The organism is Novosphingobium sp., assembly GCF_039595395.1.
GTDB lineage: Bacteria > Pseudomonadota > Alphaproteobacteria > Sphingomonadales > Sphingomonadaceae > Novosphingobium.
Genome location: NZ_JBCNLP010000001.1, coordinates 266,452 through 282,820 on the forward strand (window position 1 = coordinate 266,452; position 16,369 = coordinate 282,820).

Below are 16,369 nucleotides of genomic sequence, written 5' to 3' on the forward strand. Positions count from 1 at the left end.
CTAGAGTCCGGGCGCCGAGCCCACCGGACCGCGCCGCAGATCCAGCGAGAAGGGGAATTCGCCGGGCACTTCCTGCGGCGGCAGCGGCAGCGGGCCGGGCGTATGGCCATGCTCCCAGAAGCGGGCCTTGCGGCGCGCCTCGGCCTCATAGGCGTTGATCGGGGCGGTGTCGTAATTGCGCCCGCCCGGATGCGCGACATGATAGACGCAGCCGCCCAGCGAGCGCCCGTTCCACGTATCGAGCACATCGAAGGTGAGCGGGGCATGCGGCGCCATCAGCGGATGGAGGCAATCGGCGGGCCACCACGCCTTGTAGCGCACGCCGCCCACCGCCTCACCCGGCTGGCCGGTGGCGGTCAGCGGCACGCGGCGCCCGTTGCAGGTGATGATATGGCGGCCGGGCACCAGCCCGCTGGCCTTGACCTGAAGGCGTTCGGTGGAGGAGTCCACAAAGCGCACCGTGCCGCCGATGGCGCCGGTTTCGCCCAGCACGTTCCACGGCTCCAGCGCATGGGTGATGTCGACATGCACGCCGCCGGCGTGGATCGAGCCATGGGTGGGGAAACGGAACTGGCGCTGCGCCTCGAACCAGTTGGGATCGAAGTCGTAACCGCCCGCGCGCAGATCGTTGAGGACGTCGAGGAAATCCTCCCAAACGAAATGGGGCAGCATGAATTTGTCATGCAGCGTGGTGCCCCAGCGGACCAGAGCGCCCTCCACCGGCTGGCGCCAGAACATGGCGGCCAGCGCGCGGATCAGCAATTGCTGGGCGAGCGACATGCGCGGCTCGGGCGGCATTTCGAAGCCACGGAATTCGATCAGGCCAAGGCGTCCGGTGGGGCCATCGGGGCTGAAGAATTTGTCGATGCAGATTTCGGTGCGGTGGGTGTTGCCCGTGACATCGACCAGACTGTTGCGCAGCAGGCGATCGGTCACCCATGCCAGCGGCTGGGGCTGATCGGGGCCGGGGATCTGCGAGAGGGCGATTTCCAGCTCATAGAGGCCATCATGGCGTGCCTCATCGATGCGCGGGGCCTGGCTGGTCGGGCCGATAAACAGGCCGGAGAACAGGTAGGACAGCGCCGGATGGCGCTGCCAGTAGATGACGAAGCTTTTCAGCAGATCGGGGCGGCGGATAAAGGGCGAATCGAGCAAGGACGGCCCGCCCAGCACGATATGGTTGCCCCCGCCGGTGCCCACCGCGCGGCCATCGACCATGAATTTGTCCGCCGTCAGCCCCACTTCGCGCGCGGCCTGATAGAGCGTTTCGGTGATCTCCACCTGCTCGCGCCAGCTTGTCGCGGGGTGGATGTTGACCTCCACCACGCCGGGATCGGGGGTGATCTTCAGCACCACCAGACGCGGATCGGCGGGCGGGGGATAGCCCTCGATCCGAACCGGGGTGCGGGTTTCCTCGGCCACGGCTTCGATGGCCGCGATCAGGTCCAGATAGTCTTCCAGATAGGCTACCGGAGGCAGGAAGACCGAGACGTAATGGCCATCCGGGCCATTGTGCGGCTCGACGGTGATGGCGGTGCGCACCGTGCCCTCGATGTTGCTGATCGCCTGTTCGTTGCGGTGCTGCGGCGGGGGCGGGGTGGCCGAGGCGGTCGAGGCCTGAGCCCCGCGTTCCGCCACACGCTCCGCCAGCTTGGCGCGGAAATCGGGCAGGGGCTCGCGTTCATCGGCGGTGTCCTGCGGGTTGATGTAGGGATAGTTGGCGGCGGGCACGAAGGGCAGCGAGCCCAGCGGCAGGCGATAGCCCAGCGAGGAATCGCCCGGCACCGCGTAAAGCACCCCGCGCCGCAAGCGCCAGTGTTCGCTCATCCAGCGCGGCGCAGTGTTCTGCGACTGCCAGCGCTGGATCGGCAGGGCATGGCCGATGGGCTTGGTCAGCCCGCGCTGGAAGGTGCGCATAAAGCGGGCGCGCGCCTCGGGATCATCGATCTCGGGCGAGAGGGGATCGGTGTTGTCGGGCAGTTGCGCCTCCCGCACGATCCATTCGACGGCATCCTCATAGACCGGCATGGCGTAATTGGGCGAGACGCCCAGCTTCTGCGCCGTGGCCGAGAGGAAATTGCTGGCGGTCTCGACGGTGACTTGGCCTTCCCCATCCTTCTCGCCCGGCAGGGGCTGCCCGGCGATCAGGCTGGCATCGCGCCACACCGGCTGGCCGTCGCGCCGCCAATAGAGCGAATAGCCCCAGCGCGGCAGGCTCTCCCCCGGATACCATTTGCCCTGGCCGTGATGCAGCAGCGAGGTGGGCGCAAAGGCCTCCCGCAGCTTGCGGATCAGTCGGTCGGCATAGCCCGCCTTGGTGGGCCCCACGGCATCGGCGTTCCATTCGGGCGCGTCGAAATCGCTGTCGGCGATGAAGGTCGGCTCGCCGCCCATGGTCAGGCGCATGTCCTGCGCGGTAATGTCGGTGTCCACCTTGTCGCCCAGCGCCAGCAGCGCCTCCCAGCGGGCATCGGTGAAGGGCTTGGTGATGCGCACCGCTTCCTGAATGCGGTGGACGCTCATCTCGAAATGGAAATCGACCTCGGCGGGCTCGGCCATGCCGACGACCGGCGCGGCGGAGCGGTAATGCGGCGTGGCGGCGAGCGGAATATGCCCCTCACCCGCCAGCATGCCCGAGGTGGCGTCCATGCCGATCCAGCCCGCGCCGGGCACATAGACCTCGGCCCAGGCGTGCAGGTCGCAGACATCCTGCGAGACGCCCTTGGGGCCTTCCACAGGGACCACATCGGGGAGAAGCTGGATCGAATAGCCCGAGACGAAACGCGCGGCAAAACCAAGGCGGCGCAGCAATTGCACCAGCAGCCATGCCGAATCCCGGCAGGACCCGCTGGCTTCCTCCAGCGTTTCCTCAGGGCTTTGCACGCCCGGTTCCATGCGGATGACGTAATTGACGGCGGCATTCACCGCCTGATTGACCGCCACCAGAAAATCGATGGTGCGCTCATCCTTCACCCCGGCGAAGCGCTGATAGAGCGTATCGAACAGCTTGCCCTGCGGCTCCACCTCGAAATAGGCGGCCAGATCGCCTTCCAGTTCCTCGGCATAGGTGAAGGGGAAGGTCTCGGCATACTCCTCGACGAAGAAGTCGAAGGGGTTGATCACCGCCAGATCGGCCAGCAGATCCACCTCCACCCCGAAATGATCGACCGGATCGGGGAAGACGATGCGCGCCTGCCAGTTGCCGTGCGGGTCCTGCTGCCAGTTGAGGAAGTGGTTCTCGGGGCTGATCTTCAGCGAGTAATTCGGCACCGCCGTTCGGCTGTGCGGCGCCGGTCTCAGCCGGATGACCTGTGGTCCCAGCCGGATCGGGCGATCATAGTTGTAGCGGGTGAGGTGGTGGAGCCCTGCCTTGATCATGACCCGAGTGTGCGGCAGATGATGGTGCGCCGCAACACGGAAAATTCGCAGGCAAGGGGCGGTGTTCCGCCCCTTGCGTCAGGCCAGGGCGAGGGGCACATTGCCCGGCTTGGTGTCGTCGTCGTCGCCATCCTCGGGCGTGGCGACCACATCGACGGGCGGGGCCTGAAAATAGCCGCGCGCGGCCATATTGGCCCCGGTCTTCTCGCAAGAGGTGATGCTGATCAGCCAAGGCGCGGTCAGCAAGCCGATGGTCAGCGGCGAGAGCCACAGCGCCGTCACCGGATCGATCCATGCCGTGGCGGCAAACAGCATGCCCAGCAGGATGTGGTCGCGCAGATCGGGCAGGATGGTGCGCAGGGGGATGCGCTGCGCCTCGCGGTTCTGGGTGTGCCAGCCGCTGGGAATGCCCAGCACCAGACTGACCAGCGCTTTCACCTGCATCACCATCGACACCGGCGCCAGCAGCATCGCCAGCAGAATATCCAGCAGCACCGATTTGATCGAGCGCCCCGCGCCGCCAAAGCTGGCGCGGCGTTCCTTGTCGGCCAGCATCCAGATCAGGCCCATCACCTTCGGCCCGAACAGCAGCACCACCGTTAGCCACAGCACGCCCGGAGGCGCGGCCTGAGGCAGGCTCTGATCGCGCGAGGCGGTGACTTGCAAAATGGTGGTCAGCAGCAGCAGCAGCCAGCCCGGCGAGGTGAGATAGGCCGAAGCGCCGATCACCAGATGCAACCGGCTGGCCATCGACAGGCCAGAGGCCCCCAGCAGCCGCAGATGCTGCAGGTTGCCCTGCATCCAGCGCCGGTCACGGATGGCGTGATCGACGATGGTGGGCGGAAATTCCTCATAGCTGCCCGCGATCATCACCATATGCACCGCCCAGCCGCGACGGCGCAGCAGGGCCGATTCGACCATATCATGGCTGAGGATATGGCCGCCGAAGGGGGGCTTGCCGGGCAATTCGGGCAGGCCGCAGCTTTCGGCAAAGGCGCGGGTGCGCAAAATGGCGTTATGGCCCCAGAAATTGGCCTCCGAGCCCGACCACCACAGCAGCCCTGCCGAGGCGATCGGCCCGTAAGCCTCGCTGGCGAAGCGCATCCAGCGCTGGAACAAGGTCTGGGCATTGGTGATCATGGGCACAGTCTGCAACAGGCCGAGCGAAGGCCGCGCCTCCATGATCGAGGCGAGGCCGACGATGGTCTCGCCGCTCATCAGGCTGTCGGCATCGAGCACCAGCATCGATTCATAGGCCCCGCCGAAACGGCGCACCCATTCGGCGATGTTGCCGGGCTTGCGTGCGATGTTCTTCTCACGCCGGCGGTAATAGAGCGCGATGGGCGACTGGGGCACCATATGGGCCCATGCGGCCTCCTCGCGCTTGCCATGCAATTCGTTGGAATCGCTCAGCACGAAGAAGTCGATCGCTTCCGCGCCGCCTGCCGCCGCGATGGAATGGACCATGGCGCGCACGCGGCCAAACACATCCTCCACGCTCTCATTGTAGACCGGCATCAGCACGGCGGTCCGCTTGGTGAGCGGCGCCAATTGGCGGGGCACAGGCGCAAAGCCGGGATGCGCCCCGGTGATCAGCTGCAGAAAGCCGATGGTGGAGGACACGAAGCCAAAGGCCACCCAACTGAACAGCGGCACGAAGAAGATGAGCAGCAGCACATCGAACACGTCCAGCCCGTCGCGCGAGAAAGCGGCGCGGATCTCGCTGGAGGCGGCCAGCGCCAGCACGGCGGTCAGCGCGATCAGCAGCAGGCGCTTGACCACCAGCCCCTGCGGACGGGTGGCCACCTCGCGCACGGCGGGGGGGACGCCGTCAAGCCGCTGGATCGGCATCTCCAGCGGCGCTTCGGCGGGCAGGTTGGGGAAGGTGATGCTCATGGCAGTTTGGCCGTGGCGATCACCGTCTCGCTCAAGGCCGCGCCGCCGCGCTTGAGGAACAGGCGAAATTCGGGGTGAGGCAGATCGGCATGGCGCACATCCATCGTCACGCGCCAGATGTTCTTCTGGCCGCCGATCGGGCCCACGGCCATCAGCAGCACGGCCTTGGCGGGAATGTCGGTCTGGGCTTCGACATGGCTGTCACGGGTAAGGCCCGCCAGAATATCGCCTTCGAAATCGAACACATAGCGGGTGACACCCTTGATCTCATCTTGCCCTGGCACACCACCGGGTCCAACTCTAAACGCGGTACAAAGCGCATTGTTTCCATGCGCGGGTTCCTGCGAGCTCCAGGTCAGGCGATAGGCGAAGTCGCGGCGCTGCCCGGCCTTGGCGGGGGTGTCGCTCAGCCAATAGGCGCAGACATTGTCCACCGTCTCGGAAATCGAGGCAAAGGAATAGAGCTCCACCACGCCCGGCCCCCAATCGCCCCTGGGCTCCACCCAGAGCGAGGGGCGGCGGTGGTAATAGCTCATATCATCCTGATAATGATCGAAGGTCTGATCGCGCTGCAGCAGACCGAAACCCTTCACATGGTCGGCCCGCATCGCATTGGTGATCGGCGGCTGGTGTTCCTGCTCGGGGTTGATGAGCGGGTGCCAGATATGCTCGCCCGTGCCCGTCACGATGGCCAGACCATCGCTGTCATGCACCTCGGGGCGCCAGTCGGTGCGGCGGTCGCCTTCGCCATAAAGGTACATGCTGGTCATGGGGGCCAGACCCAGCCGCTGGATATCGCGGCGCAGGAACAGCGTGGCGGTCACATCCTGAATGCCCGCATCGGGGGTGCGCTTGGTTTCGATGCGATAGGCGCCGGTCAGCGAGGGCCCGTCGAGCAGGGCATGGACGATGAGGCCGTCCTCGCCCTTGCCCTCGAACCAGAAGTCGGTGAATTCGGGAAACTCTTCCGGCCCCGGCGCGCCGGTGTTGATGCTGATGCCGCGCGCCGAAAGCCCGAACTGGTCATGACTGCCCGCCGCGCGGAAATAGGAGCCGCCCAGAAAGGCCAGCCAGTCGGCATGGCCATCGGCCCACATCACGCGAAAGCCCGCCGCCTCGCCATCCTGACCGCCGCCGAACAGGCCCTTCATATTGGTGAGCGTGTGGGCCTGTCCATTCTCGACAATGCTGATCCCCACGGCCTGCGGGGCAATGCCGACGCGGGTGGGAAACAGGCGGACATGGCCGGGCAGTTCCTCGGCCTGACCATAGGTGTAGCGCACATGCGTGTCGAAATCGGGCACCGCCAGTTTCGAGGCGGGGCGCTCGACAAAGGGCCTGCGGGCATTGGCCTGGGCGCGGGCGACTAGGCGATCCCAGGAGAAAGGCGTGGCGGGACCGAAACGTCCGGCGGGCGCGGCCAGCGCGGCACCCGGAGCGGTCAGGGCCGCGACAAAGGCGGAAATCAGGCCGGTCGCCTCGCGCCGAGAAAGAGAAGTCCGGGGCGAAAACGGGGGCTTGGTCATAATCGATATCATCCGTGTTACGCGGCTCAGCGCGGCTCAAGGTTTCGTGGGCGGTGTGGTGGCCGCCTTCGGATTCCCCCCCGTTTGATTCTTGTCCGGAGCATGACGCCATCCGGTGATGATCTGTTCGCCCGGCTGCAGGCCGGTGGCGATGACTTCGGTATGCTGGCCGTCAGAGACCCCAACGGCCACCGGCACCTGCCGGGGCTGCTGATGCTGCGCCAGCACATAGACGCTGCCGCCCGGACGCTTGCCCTCGGGCGCGAAGGTCAGCGCCGCATTGGGCACGAGCAGCACACCCTGCCGCGCGGGCAGGTCGATGTCCACCGTGACCGGCATGCCGGGCTTGAGCGGCGCGCCGGGCGCATCCAGCGTGAAGACGGCAAACTGCCGCCCGTCGCCGGGACCCGGATCGAGCCGGTCGAGCGTGGCATTGCGCGGCCCGTCGCTGAGCGCCGGGGCCAGCACGCGGGCATGGGCATGGATGGCGAGGCGCTGGGCCTGCGCCGCATCGAGCGATACGGCAACCATCAGCCTGTCGATGCTGGGCGCCAGCGTGAAGAGCGGCGCGCCGGCCTGCACACCTTGTCCGGGCGCGACCAGGCGGGCGACCACGACACCGGCGGCCGGCGCGGAGATCGCGCTGCCCGCCAGCTTGGCCTGAGACGCCTTGACCTTGGCCTGAGCGGCGGACAGCGCGGCCTGCGCGCTGGAGGCCGCGATGCTGGCGCGGCCGACATTGGCGCGGGCGCCTTCCATCTCGTTGAGCGAGGGGACGCGGCCCTGCGACTTGCGCCACACGCTGTCATAGCGGGCCAGCTTGATCTGGGCCTCGCTCAGCGACAGCTTGGCGCGGTCGACATCGCCCTGCGCCTGCATCTGCTGCGCCTGAGCCGCGGTCTGCTCGGCCAGCAGCGAGGCATTGTCCATGGTGACCAGCAACTGCCCGGCATTGACCGGGCCCTGCGCCGGGCCGGGCAGGCTCTGCACCGCGCCATCGCCGGTGGCGGTGACGGTCACCTCACCCACGGCATGCAGCGTGCCCTCGCCCGAGATCACCGGCGTGATGTCGCCGCGCTCGACCGGAGCGGTGTAATAGGCCAGATCGGGCCCGTTGACGAAGCGCCCCAGCAGCACGAAGGCCACCGCCAGCGCCACGACGATCACGCCGACACTGAGCCAGTGATACAGCTCGCGATGGGGGCGGGCCCCCAGAAAGGCGTCGAGTTCAGGGTTGGCCACAGACGGTCACACCATCGGTTGGCGCCGGGGCCAGATCGGCATCGTGCCAGCCCAGACCCTGTGCGGACCACAGGCGGATGGCAGCGGCGGCGGCGGCGGCGCGGGCATCGATCTGCCCTTCCTGCGCGGCCAGCACGGCGGCTTCGGCGACATAGAGCATCGAGAAGGTCTCCGTTCCGCCGCGATAGGCGAGGCGCGCATCGGTGACCGTGCGGGTGGCGGTCGCCTCGGCGCGCGCCAGCGGGGCGAGGCGCAAGGTGATGGTGCCCAGCGCGGCGCTGGCCTCGCTGATCTCGGCATCGGCACGGATCTGCGCGGCGCGCCAGGCGCCAACGGCATCCTGAGCGCGCGCGTCAGCCGTGGGGCCGACGGGCTTCTTGCCGCCGGGCTTGACCGGATCGGCGGGTTTGGGCGTGGCGGCGGCAAGAGGGGCGGTCGGTGTGCCTTCGGGCGGCGTGCCTTCGGGGGCATGGGCGACGGCATCGATGGCGTTTTGATCGACCTTGTGCCGGGTCAGCTCGCCGGTCAGCTTCAGTTCCAGCGCGCGTAGATCGGCGCGGTGGCTGCGATCATTGGCGGGCTTGGCGGTGAAGGTGGGCAGATGACCCTCGTTGCCCAATTGCTTGCGCAGATCCTCGGGCAGCATGTGGGCGAGTTTGGCCAGCGCGGCGACGCTGTCGTTCAGGCGGTTGCGCGCGGCCTCCACCGAGGCGGAATCCAGCCCGGTCATCACATCGGCCATATCGCCGTCCATCGCCGGGACCAGCCCGGCTTCCTTGCGGAAATGGGCGATCTCGCCATTGTCGCGCAGCGGATCGGTGGCCTTGACCCGCACCGCGAGCCGTTCCTGCCAGCGCCGCGCCTCGACATAGGCCAGCGCGATCCGCTCGGCCAAGGCGTTGCGGGCATCGGCATAGCCATAGGCGCGGGCGCGATGCGCGGTCTCGTCCTCGCCCTGCGCGATCAGCCGCGAGAGGCGGTGGCGCAGGCCGGGCGGATGGGCTTTCTCGTCGCTCTTCGACAGATCGAAGGCCTGGCAGATCAGCACGGGATCATGCGCCAGACCCTGCTCGATCAGCTGGGCCAGCAGCGGGTCGCCCGCGTCCTTCCACCAGGGGAGGACATCGTCGGGCGTGGAGGGGGCGGTTTCGGACACCAGCCGCAGCGGCGGGCCCGAGACCGGGCCGCTCATGCAGCCCGCACAGGCCAGAGCCAGCGTCAGGACCGCGAGGCGCGCCCGTTCCATGGGGGGAAAGGTTGTCGTCACGCGGCCTCTGCTAGCAAAATATCCCACCAAGGCAATCGCATCGCGTCATAATGCCGCAGTTGCGAGATGGTTGGCCTCGATGATGAGGGGGGCGAGGGCGTGGTGACTCTTGGATTGGTGATGCTGCGCTGCCGCGATGAAGCGGGAAGGAAACAGGATGGGCAGCGACATCAACAAACCTTTCCGCCGCCCAAATGCGGCCTTCTCAATGCAGCGTGGGGCTCGGCTTCCGGCTGCGGAACGCGCTGTAAAGCACGCGAACCGCAACCAGAGCCACCATCACGCCCAGCGTATCGGCGGCCCAGTCCGTCCAGTCGCAATCGCGCTGAAGGCCGGGGGAACCCTGAACCACCTCAATCATAGCGCCCAGAAACGACAATCGTTCCAGCACCAGCCACGAAGGCATGCGCGGAAAGCCCAATCGGGCGGCAAAAGCCAGCGCGCCAAAGGCGGTAAAATGCTCGATCTTGTCGCCATAGGGCAGATTGTCGAGCGCGACATGCGGCGGCGTGGGGATCAGGGTGAGGTAAAGCACCGCAGCCAGCAGCAGGAGGAACGCGCCACGCGAGGGTTTGTCGATCGTCATGAAACACCGGCAGGAGGTCAGCTTGGCGCCTGATGGACGAATTCGGCGCAAGCGCCAAGCAGCTTCTTCGCACAAGCGGCATGGAAAGGGGGCGGCACCTGTATGCCGCCCCCTCCCGATGTCAGGTTGCCTTCGGCTTAGCGGCGCCAGCCGCCATGCCAGCCGCCGCCGTGCCAGCCCGGACGGCCGCGCCAGCCCGGACCGCCGTAACGGGGGCCCCACCAGGTGTGGTAATAGAACTCATGATAGGGATAGGGGCGATAGACCCAGCTGTTGTCGATAAAGACCCAGGGGCGATACCAGTCCGGCGCGGCATAGTAATAGCCGGCAGGCTGATAGCTCCATGCGGGGGCGCCGCCGCGCGTCACATAGCCGGGAGGGCAACCGGGGCTGGTGGCGCCGCCGGTGGAACTGGCCACCGCCGCGCCGCCGATCGCACCCACCGCCGCGCCGGCGAAGACGCCCGCGCCGCGATCATGCCGTCCGCCCAGCGCGCCGCCGATGATGGCGCCCAGAATGCCGCCGACCGCCGCACCGCCGGCGACATTGCCGCGCGACTTGATGCAGTTGTCACGCGCCCACATCTCGGCGTTCTGGGCATAGCGCTGGTCCGCCATCTGCTGCGCGGCCAGATCGCCGGGCGCGGCATAGCCGGGAGGGGGCGGAGGCGGGCGGGTGCCGTCATAGCCATTGGGGGCAACAGGCTCGGGCGGCGCGTTCTGGTAGTCGCCACCCTGCGGATACTGGCCCTGCTGGTACTGGCCGTTGTCGCCGCCGTTGGGATATTGCCCATTGCCGGGATACTGGCCGTTGCTGGGGTATTGGCCATTGTTCGGGTACTGGCCATTGTTGGGATATTGGCCGCCATATTGCCCATTGGGGTACTGCCCCGAGGGATATTGCGACTGGTTGGGGTAGCCGTAGGTGTCGGTCTGGGCAGAGGCAAAGCCGGCGGCCAGCGGTCCCACCGCCATCGCCAGCGCCCCGCCGGTCAGCACGATCTTCTGCATGCTCTTGAGCTTTGCGCGTGATGAAGGGGTCATGGGACAACTCTCCAAAGCCTGTAGGGACAAAACGGTTCTACAGGGTCGATGTTTCTATCGTGCTCTTATGGGCCTTATATGCTGAACGCAGTCTGACCCCGATGTTGCGGGTTTTGCAGTGAGATTTTTTATTGTGAAGGGCCTGCCACGGCGGCGCGAGGCGGGCAAGTTAACTTGCGTGAGGCAGGGGCCGGTTGGTTCTGGTGAATCGGTTGGTTTTGGGAAGTGAGGGTGGAAATTGATCCAAACGGGTGTAATTTTTATATTCTTGACGCCTAAATGGTTTTATCTGCTGGCGTGATTCTAGAGGGCCTGCCGCAATTTTGGTTCCGAAGATTGCGTACAAATTCCAAATGGGATTTTATGGCTATGCGCGCTTTGCAAGCATAGCTATGCAAAACGTCTTTTTCAGCGCTGAGATGAGCAAATTTTGCGGTGTTTTCTAGGCCTTGGCGGGAACCATGCATTTTCTGCAACAGTGAACACGGCAATCACAATTGAGCCAAAGAACGCGTTTCCTTATGCTGCGATGCAACAGATAAGGATGCTGAAGGCAATCTCACCTTCGAAGCAGGCCTTCGATCTAAAGGGAAATTGCCATGTTCAAGACTGTTTTTGCCGCTGCCGCTCTTTTCGCCCTGCCCGCCGTTGCCTCGGCTGAAGCTGCCCCCAAGCAGACCTTCTCGTATGACGGCGTGGACTATGCCTACACCGTCGAAACCAAGGGCGACGTCCGCATCCTGAAGGGCACCGCCGACAAGGGTTCGGTCCCCTTCGAACTGCGCGTTGCCAAGGGCGGCGTGTCGGGCTTCATCGACAACGCTCCGGTCTCGTTCTCGCTGCGCGACGTGCAGCCGCTGAACGCCAAGCTGCTGGTCGCTGCCCGCTAAGGCGAGGCGCTTCCAACCGAGCGTTTGAAAAGGCCGGATGGGGTTATCCCATCCGGCCTTTTTCTTTGAGTTCAGAAATTATGCCTCCGGCGGGCAAAGGGCCATCGCCCTTTGCAATCCCTTTAATGTCTGCGTTGGGCTTAATGGGTTTTGACTGCTGCTGCGTCAGCCTTGCTGCAGGAAGGCCACGAAGCGTCCGCTCAGGCGCCCCACCACCGCGCCCTCGAACAGCAGGTCCGAGCGGACCTCGATGCGCGCGACTTTCCGGCGCCGCAAAGTCTTCAGGAACATCGGCCAACCCGCCGGATCACTCAGCGAAGAGGCAGCGGCAAAGGCGCCCGTGATCGGCCGGTCATAGTCCATCTGGTTGGACTGGATGACGACTTCGCAACGCAGCCCTTCTTCAAGCAGCCGCAGATGCACCAGCGACCATGCGGCAAGGATGCCCAGGGTCGAGATGCTGCCGCCAAAGGCCGTTCTCTTGTGATTGATGTTCGGTTCCAGTGGCGCGGAAAGCACCACCGAGTCCGCCCCCGCGGCATCCACCGTCACCTGCATCGCGGCGGACAGGGGGATCTGGTGATGCAAATATTGCTCTAGAACAGCGATATCCATGACGCCCAAGCTAGGCACGCACTCTGCTCAAATCAACGGAAAGGCAAGGCGCAACGATCGGGTACCACCACCCTTGCGCCGGGAGACGTTATGGGAGCGCGAGGGGGTAACCCCCTCGCACTTTCCTCTTGAATCGTCTTACTCAACAGCCGGAATATAAAGATCCCCGGCTTCCCGATAACGGGCGGACATCTCTTCCATGCCCTTCTCGGCCTCCTCGGCGGCAATAAACCTCCCCGGCTCCTGATTCTGCTTGGCGGCGTAGTCGCGCACTTCCTGGGTGATCTTCATCGAGCAGAACTTCGGCCCGCACATCGAGCAGAAGTGCGCGACCTTGGCGACCCTCGGCGGCAGGGTCTCGTCGTGATAGGCCTCGCGCGGTGTCCGGGTCCAGGCCAGGTTGAACTGGTCCTCCCAGCGGAACTCGAAGCGCGCCTTGGACAGCGCGTTGTCGCGGATCTGCGCGCCCGGATGGCCCTTGGCCAGGTCGGCGGCGTGGGCGGCGATCTTGTAGGTGATGATGCCGTCCTTCACGTCATCCTTGTTCGGCAGGCCCAGGTGCTCCTTGGGCGTGACGTAGCAGAGCATGGCGGAGCCGAACCAGCCGATCATCGCCGCGCCGATGCCGGAGGTGATGTGGTCGTAGCCCGGGGCGATGTCGGTGGTCAGCGGGCCGAGGGTGTAGAACGGCGCCTCGTCGCAGCCTTCCAGCTGCTTGTCCATGTTTTCCTTGATCATCTGCATCGGCACGTGGCCGGGGCCTTCGATCATCACCTGCACGTCGTGCTTCCAGGCGATCTTGGTCAGCTCGCCCAGCGTTTCCAGCTCGCCGAACTGGGCCTCGTCGTTGGCGTCGGCGATCGAGCCGGGGCGCAGGCCGTCGCCCAGCGAGAAGCTGACGTCGTAGGCCTTCATGATTTCGCAGATCTCTTCGAAATGCGTGTAGAGGAAGTTCTCCTGGTGGTGCGCCAGGCACCACTTGGCCATGATCGAGCCGCCGCGGGACACGATGCCGGTGACGCGCTTGGCGGTCAGCGGCACGTAGCGCAGCAGCACGCCGGCGTGGATGGTGAAGTAGTCGACGCCCTGCTCGGCCTGTTCGATCAGCGTGTCGCGGAAGATTTCCCAGGTCAGGTCCTCGGCCACGCCGTTGACCTTCTCCAGCGCCTGGTAGATCGGCACGGTGCCGATCGGCACCGGGCTGTTGCGCAGGATCCACTCGCGGGTTTCGTGGATGTGCTTGCCGGTGGACAGGTCCATCACCGTGTCGCCGCCCCCAGCGGATCGCCCAGACCAGCTTCTCCACTTCTCGCTGGCGACATCGGGAGGCCACCGCCGAGTTGCCGATGTTGGCGTTGATCTTCACCAGGAAGTTGCGGCCGATGATCATCGGCTCGGGTTCGGGGTGGTTGATGTTGGCGGGGATGATCGCGCGGCCGCGGGCGACTTCCTCGCGCACGAACTCGCCGGTCACGAAATCGGGGATGGAGGCGCCCCAATCCTGCCCGTCACGAACCAGTTTGTCTTTCAGAGCAGCGCGACCAAGGTTCTCGCGCGCCGCCACATACTCCATCTCGGGCGTGACGATACCGCGACGGGCGTAATGCATCTGGCTGACATTGGCGCCTGCCTTGGCACGCAGTGGGCGACGAACCGGATTGGGAAACGCGGGAACACCGCCGCTGCGATCCGGGCCAAGCTGTCCGTTGTCCTCGGGCTTGATGGCGCGAGCTTCGTAATCCTCCACATCGCCGCGCGCCAGAATCCAGTCGCGGCGCAGCAGGGGCAGGCCCGCCTGAATGTCGATCTGCGCTTTGGGGTCGGTATAGGGCCCGGAGGTGTCATAAACCCGCACCGGCGCCTCGCCGCTGCCCGGCTCCAGCGTGATCTCACGCATCGCGACATGCACATCGGTGCCCGGTACGGGAACGTGAATCTTGCGGCTGCCCCGGATGGGGCCCGTTGTAACGTTGAACTGGCCCTCCTTGGGAGCCTCCAGCTTCGAATCGATATCGGCCATGCGCTTTGCCTCTTCCTCAAAGAGCGTGGCGTGAGGAAAAAGGTGCCCGCAGCACGGACTGATCGCACAGATCCGCCGCCGGGTACTCCCTCCCTACGCCCGCATTAACGGGGTCAGGTTCAGCGGGTCGTGGGGCGCAAAGCCCACCTCTCAGCCCATGCGGGCTCCCCGGGGAAACTGCTGGCAGGTTAGGCGGGAGAGGAAGGAATGTCCAGAAGGGGGATAAGGAGAAGATGCGAGGGCCATCGCCCTCGCGCTCCCTTTAATGTCTGCGTTGCGCCAAGGGTTCGGCCTTGCGCCCAGCTTGCCGCGCCGCAGGCAGAAGATCCTGAAGCCTGCGGCGCTTTAGGTGGAGCAGGTGGATAGACCGGGCGCAACGATCGGGCGCCACTGCCGCTTCGTCGGAAGACGTCATGGGAGCGCGAGGGGGTAACCCCCTCGCATCTTTCTTCCTTAACCCCCTACAACCCCTTCCTTCCAAACCCCCCCGGCCGCCGCAAAGGCGCCGCCATCGCAGGCACCGCCACCGGGCGGGAAGGATAGGGCCGGGCCTCTCCGAACTCCAGCCACAGCGCGGGCAGAGGCTTGTTCCCGGCATAGGGTCGCTCGGCGCGACTGGTGCCATGCAGGGTGCGGATCGCTCCTCCACCCAGCGTATCGCCGTGGCGCAACACGGGCCCCTGCTTCAGCAGATGGCGCAGCACAGAGGCCAGCCGCTCGCCGATGGTGTCGGCATCGCCGGGGGCGTTCCAGGCCTCGACCTCGAATCCGGTGAAGGGCATCAGCCCGGTGGTGGAAAGCGAGACCGCGCCGGGCATGGTGGCATGGAAGGCGGTGCCGATGAACAGCGGCGCGGGGACGTCCCCGGCCTGCAGCGTCTGGGCGAAGGCGGGCAACTGCTCGGGCGCGAAGAGCATGGCATGCGCCGGATTGGCGAGCCCGGCCAGACGCCCGGCGCCGTGCAGGTCGCGGGCCAGCAGCAGCAGGGTCAGCCCCATGGCGATGGCGATCTGGCGGGTGTCGTCGGGCCCGGCGGCATGGGTGTCGAGGTCGCAGGAAAGCGTCAGGCAGGCGCTGTGGGCGCGCAGTTCGGCGGCGGTCTCGGTGTCCTCGGCGAGGCGGGGGTTGCGGCCCAGCGCCAGTTGCAGCCAGTCGGCGGGCAGCGGCGTGCCGCGCATGGCGATGCCGATGCGGCCGGGGCGGCCGGTCAGCAGGGCGCTGTGGCTGTCGCGCGGGTCGATGCGCCAGTTGCCGGCGGGATCGTGGCTGTGCAGATCATCCTCAAGCTCGACCCAGTCGGGCGGGGGCGGCATGGCGTTGCCGGAGTCGCCGGGCGCGATCAGCACGGCCAGTGTCGGCAGGCGGTCGAGGCTGGGGCGTTCGGTGTGAAAGGCCGGGGCGATGGTGCGCGGCGCCACCGGGCTGGGGCGATGAGGCTCGGAGCCGGCGCGTTCCAGCGTGTCTCCGGCGGCGATGCGGCGGGTGATCTCCTCCATGCTGACGCCCGCCATCCAGCCGCCATCGGAGGAGAGGCGGCACCAGATGCCGCCGCCGTCCTGACTCATCAGCGCCTGAGCGATCAGCGCAATCACGAGATCGCCCTCGGCCCGGTTGTCGGTAGTGGGAGGGGAGAGGGTGACATGCTCGGCATGGTGCGGGATGTTGTCGCCCGTCAGCGGCGAATCGATCCAGCGCAGCTCGACGAACAGGGGGGCGCCATCGCCGCGCCCGCAGATCAGGTGATGGCCGCGCAAAGGGATGGTGTGGCCGGAGGTGCCGTCGTCATCCTCGCCGCAGATCCAGCGATAGAGCGGCAAGGCGTCGGACAGCATGGCGCGCAGGCGTCCGGCGGGCAGGACTCCGGGACGGTGAAAGAGGATGGTTGGCATGGCTGTCCCAATCTACG

11 protein-coding genes, 1 pseudogene and 1 riboswitch are annotated in these 16,369 nt (G+C 66.2%); of the genes and pseudogenes, 1 reads left to right on the forward strand and 11 read right to left on the reverse strand.

Translation table 11 applies throughout. The features are described from left to right. The 8 genes from ABDW49_RS01315 to ABDW49_RS01350 all read right to left on the reverse strand — a co-directional run bounded on the left by ABDW49_RS01315 (nt 1) and on the right by ABDW49_RS01350 (nt 10,938). Nucleotides 1-3,378: a transglutaminase family protein gene (locus tag ABDW49_RS01315; RefSeq protein WP_343609120.1), complete on the reverse strand. Its 3,378-nt coding sequence runs from the start codon at nt 3,376-3,378 to the stop codon at nt 1-3. A gap of 78 nt (nt 3,379-3,456) precedes the next feature. Next, nucleotides 3,457-5,274, reverse strand: a complete 1,818-nt coding sequence (gene mdoH, locus ABDW49_RS01320) for a glucans biosynthesis glucosyltransferase MdoH (protein WP_343609121.1) — start codon at nt 5,272-5,274, stop codon at nt 3,457-3,459. Next, a complete protein-coding gene (locus tag ABDW49_RS01325; protein ID WP_343609122.1) occupies nt 5,271-6,800 on the reverse strand; it encodes a glucan biosynthesis protein in 1,530 nt (509 codons plus the stop codon). The genes mdoH and ABDW49_RS01325 overlap by 4 nt, the downstream gene beginning before the upstream one ends. Before the next feature lie 36 nt (nt 6,801-6,836). Beyond that, on the reverse strand, nt 6,837-8,042 hold the full coding sequence (locus ABDW49_RS01330) for an efflux RND transporter periplasmic adaptor subunit (RefSeq protein WP_343609123.1): 1,206 nt from the start codon (nt 8,040-8,042) through the stop codon (nt 6,837-6,839). Next, nucleotides 8,029-9,309 (reverse strand): TolC family protein, encoded by a 1,281-nt coding sequence (locus ABDW49_RS01335; protein ID WP_343609124.1) that lies wholly within the window; start codon nt 9,307-9,309, stop codon nt 8,029-8,031. Before ABDW49_RS01335 ends, ABDW49_RS01330 begins: the two co-directional genes overlap by 14 nt. Nucleotides 9,310-9,354: 45 nt before the next feature. Further along, nucleotides 9,355-9,480, reverse strand: coding sequence for a hypothetical protein (locus tag ABDW49_RS01340; protein ID WP_343609125.1), 126 nt, complete (start codon nt 9,478-9,480; stop codon nt 9,355-9,357). 34 nt (nt 9,481-9,514) lie between these two features. Then, a complete protein-coding gene (locus ABDW49_RS01345; RefSeq protein ID WP_343609127.1) occupies nt 9,515-9,895 on the reverse strand; it encodes a hypothetical protein in 381 nt (126 codons plus the stop codon). Between the two features lie 137 nt (nt 9,896-10,032). Next, nucleotides 10,033-10,938 (reverse strand): hypothetical protein, encoded by a 906-nt coding sequence (locus ABDW49_RS01350; protein ID WP_343609128.1) that lies wholly within the window; start codon nt 10,936-10,938, stop codon nt 10,033-10,035. Nucleotides 10,939-11,537: 599 nt separating this feature from the next. Between ABDW49_RS01350 and ABDW49_RS01355 the strand changes: the two genes are divergently transcribed. Beyond that, complete coding sequence (locus tag ABDW49_RS01355; RefSeq protein WP_068089913.1) at nt 11,538-11,828, forward strand: hypothetical protein; 291 nt, start codon at nt 11,538-11,540, stop codon at nt 11,826-11,828. 165 nt (nt 11,829-11,993) lie between these two features. Here the strand turns inward: ABDW49_RS01355 and ABDW49_RS01360 are convergent, their stop codons facing one another. The 3 genes and pseudogenes from ABDW49_RS01360 to ABDW49_RS01370 form a co-directional block, all read right to left on the reverse strand. After that, nucleotides 11,994-12,443 carry a YiiD C-terminal domain-containing protein gene (locus tag ABDW49_RS01360; protein WP_343609130.1) on the reverse strand — a complete coding sequence of 150 codons (450 nt, stop codon included), beginning with the start codon at nt 12,441-12,443 and terminating at the stop codon, nt 11,994-11,996. Nucleotides 12,444-12,581: 138 nt separating this feature from the next. Continuing rightward, nucleotides 12,582-14,463: pseudogene (gene thiC / locus ABDW49_RS01365) on the reverse strand (phosphomethylpyrimidine synthase ThiC). 73 nt (nt 14,464-14,536) lie between these two features. Beyond that, a riboswitch (TPP riboswitch) is annotated at nt 14,537-14,644 on the reverse strand. A 280-nt stretch (nt 14,645-14,924) separates the two neighbouring features. Then, the gene (locus ABDW49_RS01370) at nt 14,925-16,352 is read right to left on the reverse strand and encodes a DUF4261 domain-containing protein (RefSeq protein ID WP_343609131.1); all 1,428 of its coding nucleotides are present in this window, start codon (nt 16,350-16,352) and stop codon (nt 14,925-14,927) included. Between the last annotated feature and the right edge of the window lie 17 nt (nt 16,353-16,369).

Coding starts and splice junctions, on each gene's coding strand:
- ABDW49_RS01315 (WP_343609120.1), bottom strand. CDS start 3,378: ATGATCAAGGCAGGGCTCCACCACCTCACCCGCTACAACTATGATCGC.
- mdoH (WP_343609121.1), bottom strand. CDS start 5,274: ATGAGCATCACCTTCCCCAACCTGCCCGCCGAAGCGCCGCTGGAGATG.
- ABDW49_RS01325 (WP_343609122.1), bottom strand. CDS start 6,800: ATGACCAAGCCCCCGTTTTCGCCCCGGACTTCTCTTTCTCGGCGCGAG.
- ABDW49_RS01340 (WP_343609125.1), bottom strand. CDS start 9,480: ATGTCGCTGCCCATCCTGTTTCCTTCCCGCTTCATCGCGGCAGCGCAG.
- ABDW49_RS01345 (WP_343609127.1), bottom strand. CDS start 9,895: ATGACGATCGACAAACCCTCGCGTGGCGCGTTCCTCCTGCTGCTGGCT.
- ABDW49_RS01350 (WP_343609128.1), bottom strand. CDS start 10,938: ATGACCCCTTCATCACGCGCAAAGCTCAAGAGCATGCAGAAGATCGTG.
- ABDW49_RS01355 (WP_068089913.1), top strand. CDS start 11,538: ATGTTCAAGACTGTTTTTGCCGCTGCCGCTCTTTTCGCCCTGCCCGCC.
- ABDW49_RS01360 (WP_343609130.1), bottom strand. CDS start 12,443: ATGGATATCGCTGTTCTAGAGCAATATTTGCATCACCAGATCCCCCTG.
- ABDW49_RS01370 (WP_343609131.1), bottom strand. CDS start 16,352: ATGCCAACCATCCTCTTTCACCGTCCCGGAGTCCTGCCCGCCGGACGC.